Below are 16683 nucleotides of genomic sequence, written 5' to 3'. Positions count from 1 at the left end.
GGTGGGCGGGGCGGGTACGGCGGGGTCGACGGTCGGGGGGGTGGTCGGGGGGCTCATACGGTGTCCCTGCCCCGGGTGCGGCCGTTGACCGCGTTCGGACGCGACGGAATCGGCAGGGCGAGCGGGGCGGTGATGGCGACGACCGCCATGTCGTCGTGCGGGCCGCGGCCCACCCACTCCCCCGCCACCGCCTGCACCCGCTCGACGACGGCCTCGGCAGCGAGCCCCACGCACTCGGCGAGCGCGGACCGCAGCCGGTCCTCGCCGAACATGGCCGAGCCGAGCGGCCCGCCCCGTGCCTCCGTGATGCCGTCCGTGTAGAGCACGCAGGTCTCGCCGGGCGAGAGCTGCACGGTCGCCGACTGGCTGGTGACGACGGGGAGGGCGCCCACCAGGGTCCCTCCGGTGTCCGCCTCCTCCACCTCCCCGGTGGTGCGCACGACGAGCGGGCGGGGGTGGCCGGCGCTGGTGAGGCGGAGCCGCACCCCGCCGCCCGTGCGGCGCACCGAGGCGAGGACCAGGGTGGCGAAACGGGTGTGCCGGGCGGTCAGCAGGGCGCCGTTGAGCAGCCGCAGGACGTCCTGGTGGTCTCCGGCGAGAGGCAGCAGGGCGTGCACGGTGCTGCGGATGCGGCCCGTGAGGACGGCGGCGGCCAGCCCCTTGCCGCAGACGTCGCCGAGGACGGCGAGCGTCTCCTGGCCTTCGCCGGTGCCGGGGTGCACGTCGTAGAAGTCGCCGCCGATCCGCTCGGTGACCTGCGAGGTGCGGTAGCCCCCGGCGAAGTCGACGCCGTCGACGTGGTGGAGCCGCGGCGGGAGGAGTTCGGCGATCAGCGCGCGGGTGATGCGTTCCTGCTCCGCGTAGAGCCGCGCGGCCGACAGGGCGGCACCGGCGCGGGCGGCGAACAGCCGGGCGAAGAGCTCCTCCGAGGCGTCGAAGGCCCGCTGGCCGACGCGCCGCAGCAGGATCAGGGCGCCGGCGGGGACGCCGTGGCCGGGGAGCGCGGTGAGGGAGACGGACCCGGGGGTCCCTCCGAAGCCCTCGGGGACGGCCCAGGAGGGCAGTTCGGCCGGGTCGATCCAGCGGGCGGGCAGCGGCGGGAGACCCTGCAGCGCCTCGGCGAGGCCCGGCACGAGGGCCGGGTCCAGGACGACCTGGGTCCGCCGGAATCCCCCGGCCATGGCGGTGACCACGGTGTGGCGGTTCCGCACGGGCGGGGAGACCACGAGGGCCGCGTCGCCGAGGTGGTCGGCGGCGAGCAGGGCCGCCTGCTCCAGGCAGTGGTCGGGGTCGAGCGAGGCGATCAGCTGGGTGGACGCCTCGGTCAGGACGGCGTGGCGCTCCCGTTCGGTCCGCAGGGCCTCCTGTGCGGCCGTCAGGTCGGAGTCGTCGACCAGCCACCAGGCGACGTCGCCGCGGCCGGACTCGGTGGGGTGGGCCCGCAGGAGGCGGCCGCCGTGGTGGCCGCGCAGCGGGGCGGGTCCCGCCCGCGCCGTTCCCGCGGCGGCGGGTCCGCGGGCCGGACGGGCGAGCCGCCGGTGGGCTTCGGCGAGCCATCCCGGGACGACCTCGTCCAGCCACTTGCCGACCCCCATCGAGGGGAAGAGGTCGGCCGCGGCGGCGTTGAAGTCCACGACGCCGCCCTCGCGGTCCGCCACCACCGCCGGATGCGGCGATCCGATCCAAGAAGTGCTTCCCGCTCCGGTGGTGTCCGGGGAGCGGCTGGACTCGTCCTCGAAAACAGTCATATGCGTGGCCTGCGTCGTGGCCCGCCACCTTCCCGGTCGACGACGGCTCGTCCGTCCACACTCGCGCAGTGGGCGCCGCACATCAAGCGAACCCCCCTCTTCGGGTACGCGACCCGGGCTTTCCCGCACTGTTCTCACGTTTTCGGCACAGGGGCTTCACCGGACGCGGGCCCCATGAGGCGGCGTTCCGCCGATTCATGACGGGCCGACGCGTTTCGGCGCGGTGTTCGCGGTCAGTCGGTCCTCGAACGCGGTCCGCTCCGGAAAGGATTCCGTCGTGCCGGTCATGCTGGTGCTGCTCATGGTCTTCGGTGTCGGTGTGGCGATGGCGTGGTGGAGCGTCACACCCGTCACCCGCGGTCCGCGGCGAGGACCGCGCTGACGGCCGGTGCGGTGCGCGCTCCGGGGCGGTGCCGGCGCGGTCGGCCGACCGACCGTACGCGGGGCCGTCGGTCAGGCCGGGTCCGTCGCGAGGGAGAGGCGGGCCCGGACGCGCTTCCCCTCAGGGGCGGGCTCCACGGTCAGGCTCTCGCAGACGGCGACGACGATCTCGACCCCGTGCTGGCCGATGCGGCGGGGGTCGTGCCCGCGGGGCACGGGGGCGGCGGCCTCCTGGTCGAAGACCGAGATATCCAGGCTGTCGCGGCCCAGTTCGAGAAGGAGCCGGCAGGGCCCGGTGGTGTGACGGATGGCGTTGGTGACCAGTTCGCTGACCACCAGCTGCGCGAGCTCGACGCGCTCCACGTCGACCGGCCCGGGCAGGACGGTCGGGGCGTTCGCGAGGAACTCGGCCGTGAAGGCTCGGGCGGAGGCGATCGCCCCGCCGCGGCCGGCGTCGTGGTAGACGACACCCGCGGACAGCAGGGGCTCCGGGACCGCGCGTTCTGCGGTGATCGCGTCCGTCATGGCGCTGGTGCTCCCCTCGTCCTGGGTCGGCGGCTGGGCTTCTCGTACCCGCCTTTCCCCTCTTCATGGTTTCCGTACCGCGCGCACCGCGGATCGGATCCACCGGAAGCGTGTCACGGGACCGCCGACGGGGTCGGGGCGGGGCCCTCGCGCGGTCCCTCGCCCGGGAGCCCGGTCTCGTCGCCGCGCCAGTCGAGACAGACTACGAGGACCGCGTCGGCCGCGCCAAGGGCTGGTCCGCGCAGCGCCCGCAGGACGGTCCGGGGGACGTCCACGCCGTTCCGGTGGCGGGCGTCGGCGAGAACGCGGGCGACGGGGCCGTCCGGCGCCTCGTGCGGGTCGCCGGCCGTCGGCTCTCCGGTGCCGTGGGCGACGAAGACCAGCCGGTCGCCGCGGCGGAGGCGCAGGCGCTGGGGGGCGTAGACGGTGTCCTCGAACATGCCGAGGGGCAGCTGGCGGTCCAGTTCGACGCGCTCGGTCGCGGTGGGGCGGAGGCGCCAGAGCGTCGGCGACCCGGCGTCCACCACCTCGGCCTCGCCGGTGGTGAGATCGAGTCGGAGCAGCAGGGCCGCGAGCGGGTGCTCACCGCGGTACTGGCCGTAGAGCGCCTGGTCCGTGAGGCTGGCCTGGGCCACCAGGTCGAGCCCCGCCCGCCGGGCGTTGCGGAGCGCCGTGAGGGCGAGGGTGCTCGCCAGGGCGGCCCGCGTGCCGGGACCCGCGCCGTCGGCGACCACGACCACCAGGTCCCGCTCGGTGGCGCTCCAGTCCAGGAGGTGCCCCCCGGAGGTGTAGGCGGGCTCCCAGTGGGCGTGGAGGTCGAACCCGGGGCCGGTGCAGGCGCGGCCCGGCAGGGTGTCCCACTGCATCTCCCCCGCGACGCTGAGGGGATGGGTCCTGCGGGTGCGGCGGTACAGGTCGGTGTGGCGGTCGGCGACGCGCAGGGCGTGGCCGAGCGTCTCGGCGACCCTGGCGAGGCTCGCGGTGGTCGTGGGGCCGGACCGGTCCGCGGGCAGGACGACCATCAGGACGCCGAGCCGGTCGCCGCGCACGGTGACGGGAAGGTAAACGGTCGCCGTGGGCCCGACATCCCGGAAAAGATATGGTTGCTGGGTGCGAAAGACGCGGTCGGCGGGGCCCCCGTCCACGGGCGTGTGCGGCCTACCGGCCGATGCCTGGACGGGCTCCACGGGGCGCAGGGTCGTGAATCCGTAGTCGACGAGCAGCAGGTCGGCGGAGGTCGCGGCGTACAGGTGCGCGAGACTGGTACGGAGGGAGTCCAGGAGGAGGTGCGGTGCCGCCCCGCGCAGTGCGCCTTCCACCGTCACGTGTCGATCCACCGGATCCGTACCGCCTTCGGGAGAGATGTGGAAATGACCGGTCCGTCGCGAGGCCGCCGTCCCCGGCCCCGGACGTCCGAGGAGGGTCGGCAGACATGAACGGCAACCCCGCCCCGCCGCCGCGGGAACCCCAGCGGACGGCCGAGTCCGCCCGGGAGCTCATCGAGCTGCTGGAGGTGTTGTGGGAGCGCGGCCGGGACATGGTGTCGTCGACGCCCGTCTCGGCGAGTCAGCTGCGGGTGCTGTACAGCCTGGACCGGGAGGAGGGGATCAGCCTGCGCACCCTGGGCGAACTGCTGGGCTCCGCACCGCCCTCGGTGAGCCGCATGTGCGACCGCCTGGAGGCGCTGGGCTTCGTCCAGCGGCTGCCCAGCCCCGTGAGCCGCCGACAGCTGGAGCTGCACCTGACCGCGCACGGGAAGGCGTACCTGCGGGACCTCAGGTCCCAGCGGGAGGAGGCCCTGCTCGCGGTCATCGCGGACATGTCACCGGCGAGCCGCCAGGCGCTGCTGCGGGGGCTCAGCGGCTTCCGCGAGGCCGTGGGAGGGGGCGGAGCCGCCGCCTCGTCACCCGCCCGCGCGCCGCTGAAGGACGTCAGTTCGGCCTGACCCCCGCCCGCCGCCGACTCCGTCCGGGCGCGCGTCCCCTGTCCTCATATCCACCTCTGGTCGTCCTCGACGGCGTTCTTCCGGGCACCCGTCGACCGTTGCCTCAAGGATACAGTTGCCGGACGGCAAATGATCACACGGTGCCGTGCCAGTCGAGGCAGACCACCAGGGCGTCGTCCTCCGGCGGGCTGCCGCCGTGGTGTGCGGTGAGCTCCCGCAGCACCGCCTGCGGCACCTGGGTCGGCGGCAGCAGCCGGGTCCCCCGCAGCGCGCGGGCCAGCGCCCGGTCCCCGAACCTCTCCCCCGAGGGCGAGACGGCGGCGTACACCCCGTCGCTCCCGAACAGCAGCCGGTCGCCCGGTCGCACCACGAACCGCTCGGGCACGTACGCGGTGTCCTCGAACATGCCGAGGGGCAGCTGCGCCTCGAAGCCGATCGGCTCCACCGACTGCCCCCGCTGCCGCCACAACCGGGGCGAACCGGCGTCCACGGCCTCCACCTCGCCGGTGGCCAGGTCGAAGCGGAGCAGCAGCACCGACACGAAGGCCTCGCCGCGGTACTGGGCGTACACGGCCTGGTCCGCCAGCGCGGCCTGGTCCGCCGGCGGAAGGCCGGCCCGGCGGGCGTTGCGGAGCGCGTTGATCGCGAGGTTCGTCAGCAGGGCGGCCTCGATGCCTTCCCCCATGCCGTTGGTGACCGTCAGGGTCAGCCGGCCGTCCGAGACCGACCAGTCGTAGTTGTCGCCGAAGACGGCGTAGGCGGGCTCCAGATGGGCGGCGAGGGCGAACTCGGGACGGACGCAGGAGCGGCCGGGCAGCAGCTGCCACTGCATCTCCGCCGCGAGCGTGAGCCGCGTCGCCCGTCGCGCCAGGACGTACAGGTCCGTGTCGCGCTCCGCCACCAGCATCTCGTGGCCGAGCGCCTCGCAGACCTGGGCGAGCCCGGGCAGCAGCGGCCTGAGGTCGGCGTCCGGCGGCAGTTCGGCGGTGAGCACCCCGAGCCGGTCCCCGCGGACGGTGACGGGCAGGTGGAGCCGGAGCGCCCCGGGCTCCCGCACCACGTGCGGCTCCTGGGCGCCGAAGGCGCGCCCCTGGGCGCTGTCGTGGATCGGCACGGCCGACGCCGCCCCGTCGACGTCCCCGACGAGCTGGAGCGTCCTCAAACCGTAATCGGCCAGGCGGAGTTCGACCCGCATCACCCCGCAGTGCCCCCTCAGGGCGTCCTCGACGACCTCCACGAGCCGGTGCGGAGCCGCCCGGCGGAGCGCCTGCTCGATCTCGGCGATCTCGTGCACGGTCTTCCTCGTCCTCTTCTCCCGGCCCGGCCCCGCGCACGGCGACCGCGCCACCCGTCCGCTATCTGGTACTGGCGGCCGCGGCCAGCGCGTCCGCCACCCCGTCGTACGGCGGGATCGTCATCGTCACGCCGGTGATCTCCAGGATGCGGCGCACGGGCGGGGTCGGCGCGGCGAGGTACAGGTCGCCGCCGCTCTCCCGCACCTCGTTGACCGCCCTGATCAGGACGTTCAGCCCCGAGGAGTCCATGAAGTCCAGGGCGGACAGGTCGAGGACGAGACGGCGCCGCCCCTGGCCGAACTGCTCCGACAGCCGGTCCTCCAGGCCGGCGGCCGTCTCCATGTCCAGCTCGCCGCCCACGGTCAGCACGGCCGTGAGGTCGTCGCGGATCTCGACGTCGACTTCCAGGTTCGCTTCTCGCTCGAACATGTTCCCTGCTTTCGATGGGGGGTGGGGGGCCGGTCGTGGGAGGGGACGGACGGGGTCAGGACACCTGGACGCCGACCACGCAGGTGTCGTCGTCCGTGTCCGACTTGCTGCGCGCCAGCAGCTGGTCCAGCCGGCGTTCGAGGCTGTCGGACGGCTGCCGGGCGACGGTGAGCAGCTGGGTGACGGAGTCGTGGACGGCCGTGTCCCGCCGCTCGACGAGCCCGTCGGTGTACATCAGCACCGTGTCGCCGGGTTCGAGCCGGACCTCCGACTCCTCGTACTCCGCCTCCGCGAGGGCACCCAGCAGCATCCCCTGCAGGAGCGGCAGGTCGTCCGCCTCCTCGCCGCGGATCAGCACCGGCGGCAGGTGGCCCGCGCGGGCCCAGCGCAGGGTGCGGCTCTCCGGGTCGTAGATGCCGCACACCGCGGTGGCCGTGACCTGGGCGGTGAGGTGGTGGGCGACGCTGTTGAGCCAGGACAGCAGCTGTCCCGGGCCCGCGCCCGTGACGGCGAGGCCGCGGAGGGCGTTGCGCAGCACCACCATCCCGGTGGCCGCCTCCACGCCGTGGCCGGCGACGTCGCCGACGCAGAGGAGCACCTTCTTGGACGGCAGAACGACCGTGTCGTACCAGTCGCCGCCGACGAGGGACTCGGTCTCGGCGGGGCGGTAGCGGACCGCGACGTCGAGGCCGGGCGCGTCGAGCGGCGGCTTCGCCGGCGGCATGATGGCGTGCTGGAGCTGGAGGGTGAGCCGGTTGCGTTCCTCGGCGGCCTCCTCCGTCGCCACCAGCCGGTCGCGGGTGGCCGTCAGGGCGACCTCGGTCCAGTGCTGCGCCGAGATGTCCTGGTAGGCGCCCCGGACGGCCTGGATGCCGCCGTCGGGGCCCAGGGCGGGTTCGGCGGTCACCCGGATGTGCCGCGTGACGCCGTCGTGGCGGAGCATGCGGAACGCCGCGGAGGCGACCCGCCGCTGGTCCAGCACCTTCCGGAGGAAGCGGCGGATGATGCCGGCGTCGTCGGGATGGGCGTGGTCGGCGAGGTCGCGCAGGGCGACCGGCCGCTCCGTCGGCCCGCGGCCGAAGAGCTCGTACAGCTGGCCGTGCCAGGTGATCTCCCCGGCGACGAGGTCCTCCTCGAAGGCACCGACCCGGCCGAGGCGCTGGGCGTGCTGGAGGAGGCTGGCGAGGCGGGCCGACTCGTCCTCGACGCGCCAGATGAGCAGGACGCTGGTGCCGTACCGGTTGATGCTGATGTCGGCGAGCGAGGCGAGCGACACCTGGTCCACCAGCGCCGTGAGGCGGATCCGGCGGGCGCGGAACGGCTCCCCGGTGGCGTAGACCCGCTCGATCCGGTCGAAGAGCTCGCTGCCGCCCGCCGTCGCCGGGTACGCCTCCAGGAGCAGGGCCCCGTCGACGGAGCCTCGGGGCCGTCCGGCCGGGTCCTGGAAGTGGGCGTTGACGTGCCGGATGCGGAAGTCGACGAGCCGCCCCTCCTCGTCCAGGTGGGGGACGAGGACGAGAGCGGGGTCGTAGAGCCCGTCCGAGAGCTCGGCCAGCGCCGACGCCCCGGTCCCGCCGGGGACCGGGAGGCCGCCGGGGGCGGGGAAGCCCCCGGGGGGTGCCTCGGGCAGTCCCTCCAGGGTGTGGGCGCAGAGCTCCGCGAGGGCCTCCAGCTGGCGCTCCACCGCCTGCGGCAGCGGGTCGAGGGGGCGCCCCCAGCAGATCTCCAGGACGCCGTGGATACGGCCGCCGGTCCCGGCGGGGACGACGACCCGGCCGCCCTCGGGGTGGCGCGACCGGCCGATGGAGGGGATGCCGGCTGCCGCCAGGGAGGCGTACCGGACGGCGCGGCGCCCGATGAGCGCCTGACGGGCCGCCGTGGTCACCCCCGGCGGCACGTAGTGCCAGCGCGCCGCCTCGTCGAGGCCGAAGCCGGCGTGGCCGCGCAGGCTCAGCGAGCCGTCCGGGCCGGTGGTCCAGATCGCCACGGCGACGGCGCCGAGGGGTTCGAGGGCGTGCCGGAGCAGCGACTCGGCGACGGCCTGGGTGTCGTCGGCGCTGAGCGCCGCGCTCTCGGCGGTCCGCAGCCGCACGGCGACGGACTCGGCGGGGTCGGGCGCCGGGGCGGCCGGCTCGCCGACGGCCGTCCGCACGAACTCGTCCGCCGCCTCGGCCATCCGGTCCCGGGCCGCCTGGTTGATGATGTCCGCGGCGAGTTCGAGCCGGGACAGACCGGCCCGTTCGGCGAGCTCCGCGAGCTGGCGGGCCGCCTGGGCGGGCCCGCAGCCCAGCCGCTCGACGATGACGCCCTTGGCGAGTTCGATGAGGGCGCGGCCCTCGGCGGCGGCCTGCGCGGCGCGCACCTCGCCACGGAGCCGTTCCACCGTGGCGGCGAGCCGGCCGTCGGTGGGGGTCGGGGCGGGGGTGCCGGGGGCCGCGGGAACGGCGGCGTCCGCCTCGGGGAGGTCGGCGGACGGGTCGCCGCCCGGGATGCGGGGGCCGCTCACGTCGACGACTCCTCGGTCGGGGCGGCCGCGGGGCCGCCGTGCGGACGCGGCCGGAGCGCGCCGCTCGGGCGCTCCGGGGCCGGGCGGGGGGCGCGGGCGGTCACGAGGCCGCCCCGCCGTCCAGCCAGCGGCTGATGCACGCGATGAGTTCGTCGGCGTCGACGGGCTTGGTGACGTAGTCGCTCGCCCCGGACGCGATGCTCTTCTCCCGGTCGCCGGGCATCGCCTTGGCGGTCACGGCGATCACGGGGAGGTCCGCGTACTGCGGCAGCTCCCTGATCCGAGCGGTCGCCGTGTAGCCGTCCATCTCCGGCATCATCACGTCCATCAGGACGAGGGAGACGTCGGGGTTCGCCAGGAGCGTCTCGATCCCCTTCCGTCCGTTCTCGGCGTGCAGCACGGTCATGCCGTGCAGTTCCAGGATGCCGCTGAGGGCGTACAGGTTGCGGGCGTCGTCGTCGACGGCGAGGACGGTCCTGCCGCGCAGGGTGGTGTCGATGGCCTGGGTCGCGGGCGCCCAGTGGTCGCCGCGCACCAGCGGCACGACGTCGCCGGGCTGCTCCGCCGACAGGTGGAGGGCGATCCGCTCGCGCAGCTCGTCGAGGCTGGAGAGGAGTTCCAGCGGGCGGCGGCGGGCGAGTTCCTGGAGGGCGCCCTCCTCGTCGGCGGGCAGCCGGCGGTTGTTGTGGGCGAGGACGGGGACGGTGCGCAGCGCCTCGTCGCCGTCCATGGCGTCCAGGAAGCGCAGGGCGTCGCCGTCCGCCATGTCGACGTCGAGCACGACGCAGTGGAACGGCCGGGCGGCGAGCGCCGAGGCGGCCTCCTGGGGGCCGACGACCGCGATGAGCTCGATGTCGGAGCGGCCCGTCTGCCCGGCGTCGGCGGCGAGCTGGGTGACGGCGTTCTCGGCGACGACGGCGAGGAGCCCGCGCGGGCGCTCCTCGATCACGAGGAGGCGCCGGGTCGGCCGCGTGGCCGGTGCGCCGGTCAGGGCGAGCGGAGCACCGCCGGCCGGGGCCTGGACGGCGGGCACCGCCGAGGAGTCCGCCGACACGGCGGCGTGCGGCTGCTCGATGAAGTCGGTGCGGGTGACGGGCAGGTAGAGGGTGAACGTGCTGCCCTCGCCGGGCACGCTCGTGACGGTGAGCGCGCCGCCGAGCAGATGGGCGATCTCGCGGCTGATGGAGAGGCCCAGGCCGGTGCCGCCGTACTTGCGGTTGGTCGTCCCGTCGGCCTGCTGGAAGGCGCCGAAGATGGCCTCCAGGTTCTCGGGGGCGATGCCGATACCGGTGTCGGCGACGCGGAAGGCGACCACGGGGCCGCCGCGGTGCACGGACACCGGCAGCTCGCCGTCCGAGGCCGGTTCGATGCGCAGCTCGACGCTGCCGTGCTCGGTGAACTTGACGGCGTTGGACAGCAGGTTGCGCAGCACCTGCCGGAGCCGCGTGTCGTCGGTGACGAGGTCGACGGGGACGCCGGCGGCCGTGGAGACCGCGAAGGCGAGGCTCTTCTGCGAGGTGAGGGGGCGGAAGGTCGCCTCGACGTAGTCGAGGAGCCTGCGCAGGGGCACGCGCTCCGGGTTGAGGTCCATCTTCCCGGCCTCCACCTTGGAGAGGTCGAGGATGTCGTTGATCAGCTGGAGCAGGTCCGATCCGGCGGAGTGGATGATGCCGGCGTACTCGACCTGCTTGGCCGTGAGGTTGCGGGTCGGGTTCTGCGCCAGCAACTGGGCCAGGATCAGCAGGCTGTTGAGCGGGGTGCGCAGTTCGTGGCTCATGTTGGCCAGGAACTCCGACTTGTACGTGGAGGCCAGCGCGAGCTGCTGGGCGCGGTCCTCCAGCTCCTGCCGGGCCTGCTCGATCTGGAGGTTCTTGGCCTCGATGTCGCGGTTCTGCGTGGCGAGCAGCGCCGCCTTCTCCTCCAGCTCGGCGTTGGAGCGCTGGAGTTCCTCCTGCCGCACCTGGAGTTCCTCGGTGCGCGAGCGGAGTTCACCGGCCAGGCGCTGGGACTCGTCGAGGAGTTCGTCGGTGCGGGCGTTGGCGACGATGGTGCTCAGGTTGACGCCGACGGTCTCCATGAGCTGTTCCAGGAAGTCCCGGTGCACGGAGGTGAAGGGGGTGAAGGACATCAGCTCGATGACGCCCAGCACCTGCTCCTCGACGACGACGGGCAGGACCACGAGGCTGCCGCGGGACGTGCTGCCGAGGCCCGAGGAGATCGTGACGTAGTCGGCGGGGACGTTCTCGGCGGCGATGGTGCGGCGGCTGCGGGCGGCTTGGCCGACGAGCGACTCGCCCAGCCGGAAGCGGACGCCGTCCTGGTCGCCGACGGGGCGCCCGTAGGAGCCGACGAGTCCCAGCTCGACGCCGTCGGCGCCCTCCTCGGCGAGGTAGAACGCGCCGTACTGGGCGGAGACGAGCGGGGTGAGCTCGTCCATGACGAGTTCGGCGACGACGGCCAGGTCGCGGTGGCCCTGCATCAGCGCGGACATCCGGGCCAGGCTGGACTTGAGCCAGTCCTGCTCCTGGTTGGCCCGCGTCGTCTCGCGCAGCGAGCCGACCATGGCGTTGATGTTGTCCTTGAGCTCGGCCACCTCGCCCGACGCCTCGACGGTGATGGAGCGGGTGAGGTCGCCCTCGGCGACGGCGCTCGCGACCTCGGCGATGGCGCGAACCTGGCGGGTGAGGTTGCCCGCCAGCTCGTTGACGTTCTCGGTCAGCCGCTTCCAGGTGCCGGAGACGCCCTCGACCTCGGCCTGGCCGCCGAGCCGGCCCTCGCTGCCGACCTCGCGGGCCACGCGGGTCACCTCGGCCGCGAACGAGGACAGCTGGTCGACCATCGTGTTGATGGTGGTCTTCAGCTCCAGGATCTCGCCCCGGGCGTCGACGTCGATCTTCTTCGACAGGTCGCCGTTGGCGACGGCCGTCGTGACCTGGGCGATGTTCCGGACCTGTCCGGTCAGGTTGTTCGCCATGGAGTTGACGTTGTCGGTGAGGTCCTTCCAGGTGCCGGCCACGTTCGGCACCCTGGCCTGGCCGCCGAGCCGGCCCTCGGTGCCGACCTCGCGGGCGACGCGGGTCACCTCGTCGGCGAAGGCGGACAGGGTGTCCACCATGGTGTTGATGGTGTCGGCGAGGGCGGCGACCTCGCCCTTGGCCTCCACGGTGATCCGGCGGGAGAGGTCGCCGCGGGCGACGGCGGTGGCGACCTGGGCGATCGAGCGCACCTGACCGGTGAGGTTGGACGCCATCACGTTGACGTTGTCGGTGAGGTCCTTCCAGGTGCCCGAGGCGCCCCGGACGGTGGCCTGGCCGCCGAGGTTGCCCTCGGTGCCGACCTCGCGGGCGACGCGGGTCACCTCGTCGGCGAAGGCCGAGAGCTGGTCGACCATCGTGTTGATGGTCGTCTTCAGCTCCAGGATCTCGCCCCGGGCGTCCACGTCGACCTTCTTCGACAGGTCGCCGCCCGCGACGGCGGTGGCCACGTGGGCGATCGCCCGCACCTGCGCGGTGAGGTTCCCGGCCATCGAGTTGACGGAGTCGGTCAGGTCCCGCCAGGTGCCGGAGACGCCCTTCACGTCGGCCTGTCCGCCGAGGATGCCCTCGGTGCCCACGTCGCGGGCCATGCGCGTGACCTCGTCGGCGAAGGCCGAGAGCTGGTCGACCATCGTGTTGATGGTGTTCTTCAGCTCCAGGATCTCACCGCGGGCGTCCACGTCGATCTTCTGGGAGAGGTCTCCCTTGGCGACGGCCGTCGCCACGTGGGCGATGTCACGGACCTGGGTGGTGAGGTTGCCGGCCATCGCGTTGACCGAGTCGGTCAGGTCGGCCCAGGTGCCGGAGACACCGGGTACGGCGGCCTGGCCGCCGAGCGTCCCCTCGGTGCCGACCTCGCGCGCTACCCGCGTCACCTCGGAGGTGAACAGGGACAGCTGGTCGACCATCCCGTTGAACACGCGGGAGATCTCGCCCATCAGCCCGTCCGCCTCGTCCGGCAGACGGGTGCCGAAGTCGCCGTCCCGCACCGCCGTCAGCCCGGCCAGCAGCTGACGGAGCTCAGGCTCGACCACCGCGGCCGGTCCGGGGTTCTCCCGGCCGGAGGAGCTCCTGGTCGTCGTCTCAGACATGCCCCATCCTCGTTCCCCACCACTCGCACACGGACCGTACGGGCCACGTCACGCGTCGGACGTCCGCTCCCCCGGGACGGCTCCCACTGCCGCGATCGTTGCCGTACGGCAATCATGACGACATTACCCCTCCGTGATCGACGGGAGGAGGCCGGTGCCGGTTCGCGCGGCCGGAACCCGCCCCCACCGCACTCGAAGAAGGGCGCATACGACGCCGCGTCCGGGGTACACGCGCGTCGAACCGGGCGGTCCCCGCCCCTGACGACGAGGGGAGCAGTACGTTGCTGATGGCCCACCCCGCGGTCCTGCGCAATCTCATCGAGCAGTACGAGACGCTCAAGGTGCTCCAGGCCGAGAACGGCAGCGAGGAAGTGCGCCGGCGCATGGACGACCTCGCGTACACGCTCTGTGTCTCCACCGGTACGCGTGACGTGGACGCGGCGCTGATCGCGGCCCGCCATGGCCTTCCCGGCGCCCGCCCCGAGGACGACTCGGTGCTGACCGCCTGAGCGGCCCACCCCGCCGTGCGACTCTGCCCGGCACCTCTTCCGGAGGTGCCGGGCAGAGTCGTACGGGCACGCCCGGGCCCGGCGCTCGCCTGAACGCGGCCGAGCCCGGCACCTCCGTCAGGAGCGTGCCGGGCTCGGCCGCGTTCAGGGCCGGACGCCGCGCCGCCGGCTACCAGCGGTACCAGCGGCCGGTGCTGCCCTTCGGCCGGGCGACGAAGCCCACGAGCCACAGGACGAGCACGATGACGGCTATCCACCACAGCGCCTTGACGGCGAAGCCGGCGCCGAAGAGGAGCAGGGCGAGCAGCAGCACGAGCAGCAGGGGGACCATACGGATCGACCTCCGAAGGGACGGTGAAGGAAAAAAGGAAAGGGCGGCCGGGCGGCGTGGCCGCGCACGCCGGCCTCGTGGGGCACGGCGGGCAGCGCCGCCCGCTCAGCCGCGGCGCTCGAAGAACAGGGCGATCGGGCCGAGGTCGCGCCGCGCGGCCAGGCGCCCCGAGCGGCGCCCCCACCGGTACGCGAGGGCGAGTGCGGCGGCGGCGCCGACGGCGGCCCCGGCCGCCACGGCCCGGTGGGCCCGGGCGGCGGCCCACAGGTCGCTCCCGGTGCCGCGGGCCACGAGGGCGGCCGCGCGGGCCTTCTCGGCGAACGGTGCCGGCAGGACGCGCGGCTCCCCGAGAGCGGCCGGTTCGTAGCTCGCGTCCACGTCGGGGTCGTCCACCCGCGTCAGGTCGGGGTAGTCCGGGACGACGTAGGGGCCGGTCCAGGGGAACTGGTCGCGTTCGCTGTTCTCCGAAGCACTCATGGGCTCCGTCTCGCCGGACTCCCGGACGCTAAACCTGGCGGCCCCGCGCCGGACTCGCCTCTCCGGACCGGTGGGCCGCGCCCCCGGCCGTCCCGCACCGCTCTCGGCGCCTCGCGGAGCGCCGCCGCATCGGTCCGGGCCCCGTGGGCAGGCGCGACGGGGAGGCACCTCGTTCGGACCGGTCCGCCCTCAGGCGCGCCGGCCGACGACACAGGGAAGGGAGACCCCATGAATCGGACCGTCGCGCAGGTGATCGTCGACGGACTCGCGGACCTCGGAGTGGACCGTGTCTTCGGCGTGGTCGGCGACGCGCTCAACCCGCTGACCGACGCCATCCGGACCACGGACGGCATCGACTGGACCGGCTTCCGCCACGAGGAGGCGGCGGCCTTCGCCGCCTCCGCGCGCGCCCAGCTCTCCGGGGAACCGGCCGTCTGCATGGGCACGGTGGGGCCGGGCTCGGTGCACCTGCTGAACGGGCTGTACGACGCGGCCAAGAGCGGGGCGCCGGTCCTGGCCATCTGCGGCCAGGTGCCGCTGTCGGAGATGGGCGGCGACTACTTCCAGGAGGTGGACAACGACCTCCTCTTCCGGGACGTGGCCGTCTACCGGGCCACCGTGACCTCGCCCTCCCAGATGCCGCGGCTGCTGGAGTCCGCGGTGCGGGCGGCCGTGACCCGGCGGGGCGTGGCGGTGCTGACCGTCCCCGGCGACCTCGGCGACCAGGAGGTCGAGGAGGACCGGCCGACGAGGTTCGCGCTGCCGCGCCCGGCCGTCACGCGTCCCGACGACCCGGCGCTCGCCGAGGCGGCCGAGGCGATCGCCCGCGGCTCGCGGGTCACCCTCCTGGTCGGGCACGGCGCCCGGGACGCCCGCCAGGAGGTGCTGCGCGCCGCCGAGCTGCTGTCGGCGCCGATGGTGCTGACGCTGAAGGGCAAGGAGGGCTTCGAGGACGACAACCCGTACGAGGTCGGGCAGACCGGCCTCATCGGCAATCCGGCCGCGGCCCACGCCATGGACTCCTGCGACACGCTGCTCATGCTCGGCACGGACTTCCCCTACCGGGACTGGTACCCGGAGGGGTGCCGGGTCGTGCAGATCGACACCCGCGAGGAGCACCTCGGCCGCCGCGTCCCGGTGGACGTCGGGCTCGCCGGGGACGTGGGCGCGACGCTGCGGGCCCTGCTGCCGCTGCTGACCCCGGTCCCCTCGCGCTCCCACCTCGACGAGGCCCGCGAGCGGTACGCCGACTGGCAGGAGGGCCAAGCGGGGCTCGCCGACCCCGCCCACGACCGGCGTCTCCTCGGGCGGGTGCGGGCCATGTTCGACAACCGGGAGGCGGACATCCGGCCCGAGGCCCTCGCCGCGGCCGTCGACCGCCACGCCGCCGACGACGCGATCTTCACCTCGGACACCGGGATGGCCACCGTGTGGCTCTCCCGGTTCGTGCGGATGCGGGGCGGCCGCCGGCTGATCGGCTCCTACAACCTCGGCTCCATGGCCAACGCCATGCCCCAGGCCATCGGGGCACAGCTGTGGGCGCCGGACCGGCAGGTCGTGGCCTTCTGCGGCGACGGCGGCCTCGGCATGCTGCTCGGCGACCTGATGACCATCCGCTCGGAGCGGCTGCCGGTGAAGCTCGTCGTCTTCGACAACCGCCGCCTCGGCATGGTCAAACTGGAGCAGGAACAGGCCGGGCTGCCCGAATTCGGTACGGAGCTCGACAACCCCGACTTCGCCGCGGTGGCCCGGGCGCTCGGCCTGACCGGCATCCGCGTCACCGCGCCGGGCGAGCTGGACGAGGCGGTGCGCGAGGCGCTCGCGCTCCCCGGCCCCGTCCTCCTCGACGTGCTGACCAATCCGGCGGAGGTCGCCGTGCCGGGCAAGCCGACGGTGTCGCAGGGATGGGGCTTCGCCATCGCCAAGATCAAGGAGAACCTCCCCTCCGGAGCGCGCTGAGCGGTCCCGCCGGATTTCCATGGGTTTGTTCCCGCCGATTCCGGTGAGGCGCTCTCTCGTCAGACGTGTCGCACGGAGAAGGAGTGAGTTCTCGTGTCCGGTGAGCAGAAGATGAAGGCCAAGACCGAGCAGGCCAAGGGCAAGGCCAAGGAGGCGGTCGGCCGGATGACCGACGACGAGCGCCTCGAGGCGGAAGGCCGGGCCGAGCAGGCCAAGGGCGACGCGCGCGGCGCGAAGGAGAAGGCGAAGGACGTCTTCAAGCACTGATCCGTCCTCACGCAGTGATCCGGCGGACGAGGAACGTCGTCCGGTACGGAAGAGGGGCGGGCCCCCCACCCGCGGGGCCCCCCCCCCCCCCCGGGGCCCCGGGGGGGGCGGGGGGCCCGGGGGGGCGGGGGGGGGGGGGGGGGCCCCCCCCCGCCCGGCGCCCCCCCCCCGCACGGGCCCCCCCC

Annotated in this window: 13 protein-coding genes; 4 read left to right on the top strand and 9 right to left on the bottom strand. The window is 74.1% G+C overall.

The annotated features are described in order from the left end of the window. Positions 1-53: 53 nt before the first annotated feature. From ACFZCF_RS25875 to ACFZCF_RS25865, 3 genes are all read right to left on the bottom strand, one after another. Positions 54-1748 carry a SpoIIE family protein phosphatase gene (locus ACFZCF_RS25875; RefSeq protein WP_391289098.1) on the bottom strand — a complete coding sequence of 565 codons (1695 nt, stop codon included), beginning with the start codon at positions 1746-1748 and terminating at the stop codon, positions 54-56. Between the two features lie 453 nt (positions 1749-2201). Next, entirely contained in the window at positions 2202-2654 is a 453-nt protein-coding gene (locus tag ACFZCF_RS25870; protein ID WP_388448295.1) for an ATP-binding protein, read from the bottom strand. A gap of 113 nt (positions 2655-2767) precedes the next feature. After that, positions 2768-3979: a SpoIIE family protein phosphatase gene (locus ACFZCF_RS25865; RefSeq protein WP_391289095.1), complete on the bottom strand. Its 1212-nt coding sequence runs from the start codon at positions 3977-3979 to the stop codon at positions 2768-2770. 107 nt (positions 3980-4086) lie between these two features. Here ACFZCF_RS25865 and ACFZCF_RS25860 point away from each other — a divergent pair, with 107 nt between their 5' ends. Then, positions 4087-4599 (top strand): MarR family winged helix-turn-helix transcriptional regulator, encoded by a 513-nt coding sequence (locus ACFZCF_RS25860; protein WP_388448291.1) that lies wholly within the window; start codon positions 4087-4089, stop codon positions 4597-4599. 133 nt (positions 4600-4732) lie between these two features. Here ACFZCF_RS25860 and ACFZCF_RS25855 read toward each other — a convergent pair whose 3' ends face one another. The 4 genes from ACFZCF_RS25855 to ACFZCF_RS25840 form a co-directional block, all read right to left on the bottom strand. Further along, positions 4733-5893 carry a PP2C family protein-serine/threonine phosphatase gene (locus ACFZCF_RS25855; RefSeq protein WP_388448289.1) on the bottom strand — a complete coding sequence of 387 codons (1161 nt, stop codon included), beginning with the start codon at positions 5891-5893 and terminating at the stop codon, positions 4733-4735. 61 nt (positions 5894-5954) lie between these two features. After that, on the bottom strand, positions 5955-6323 hold the full coding sequence (locus tag ACFZCF_RS25850; RefSeq protein WP_388448288.1) for an STAS domain-containing protein: 369 nt from the start codon (positions 6321-6323) through the stop codon (positions 5955-5957). 55 nt (positions 6324-6378) lie between these two features. After that, the gene (locus ACFZCF_RS25845; protein WP_391289092.1) at positions 6379-8829 is read right to left on the bottom strand and encodes a SpoIIE family protein phosphatase; all 2451 of its coding nucleotides are present in this window, start codon (positions 8827-8829) and stop codon (positions 6379-6381) included. A 100-nt stretch (positions 8830-8929) separates the two neighbouring features. Next, positions 8930-12955 carry a HAMP domain-containing protein gene (locus ACFZCF_RS25840; protein ID WP_391289089.1) on the bottom strand — a complete coding sequence of 1342 codons (4026 nt, stop codon included), beginning with the start codon at positions 12953-12955 and terminating at the stop codon, positions 8930-8932. 281 nt (positions 12956-13236) lie between these two features. Here ACFZCF_RS25840 and ACFZCF_RS25835 point away from each other — a divergent pair, with 281 nt between their 5' ends. After that, the gene (locus ACFZCF_RS25835; protein WP_388448282.1) at positions 13237-13464 is read left to right on the top strand and encodes a DUF5133 domain-containing protein; all 228 of its coding nucleotides are present in this window, start codon (positions 13237-13239) and stop codon (positions 13462-13464) included. Between the two features lie 169 nt (positions 13465-13633). Here ACFZCF_RS25835 and ACFZCF_RS25830 read toward each other — a convergent pair whose 3' ends face one another. Next, complete coding sequence (locus ACFZCF_RS25830) at positions 13634-13795, bottom strand: DUF5670 family protein (RefSeq protein WP_189945305.1); 162 nt, start codon at positions 13793-13795, stop codon at positions 13634-13636. Positions 13796-13900: 105 nt separating this feature from the next. Beyond that, positions 13901-14272 carry a hypothetical protein gene (locus ACFZCF_RS25825; protein ID WP_388448280.1) on the bottom strand — a complete coding sequence of 124 codons (372 nt, stop codon included), beginning with the start codon at positions 14270-14272 and terminating at the stop codon, positions 13901-13903. 228 nt (positions 14273-14500) lie between these two features. Here ACFZCF_RS25825 and ACFZCF_RS25820 point away from each other — a divergent pair, with 228 nt between their 5' ends. Both ACFZCF_RS25820 and ACFZCF_RS25815 read left to right on the top strand, forming a co-directional pair. Further along, entirely contained in the window at positions 14501-16231 is a 1731-nt protein-coding gene (locus tag ACFZCF_RS25820) for a thiamine pyrophosphate-dependent enzyme (RefSeq protein ID WP_388448278.1), read from the top strand. A gap of 93 nt (positions 16232-16324) precedes the next feature. Further along, complete coding sequence (locus tag ACFZCF_RS25815) at positions 16325-16498, top strand: CsbD family protein (protein WP_388448276.1); 174 nt, start codon at positions 16325-16327, stop codon at positions 16496-16498. The last annotated feature ends 185 nt before the right edge of the window (positions 16499-16683 follow it).

This window comes from Streptomyces sp. NPDC007945 (assembly GCF_042958885.1).
Classification (GTDB): Bacteria; Actinomycetota; Actinomycetes; order Streptomycetales; family Streptomycetaceae; genus Streptomyces.
This window is presented reverse-complemented; position numbering and strand designations above follow the sequence as displayed.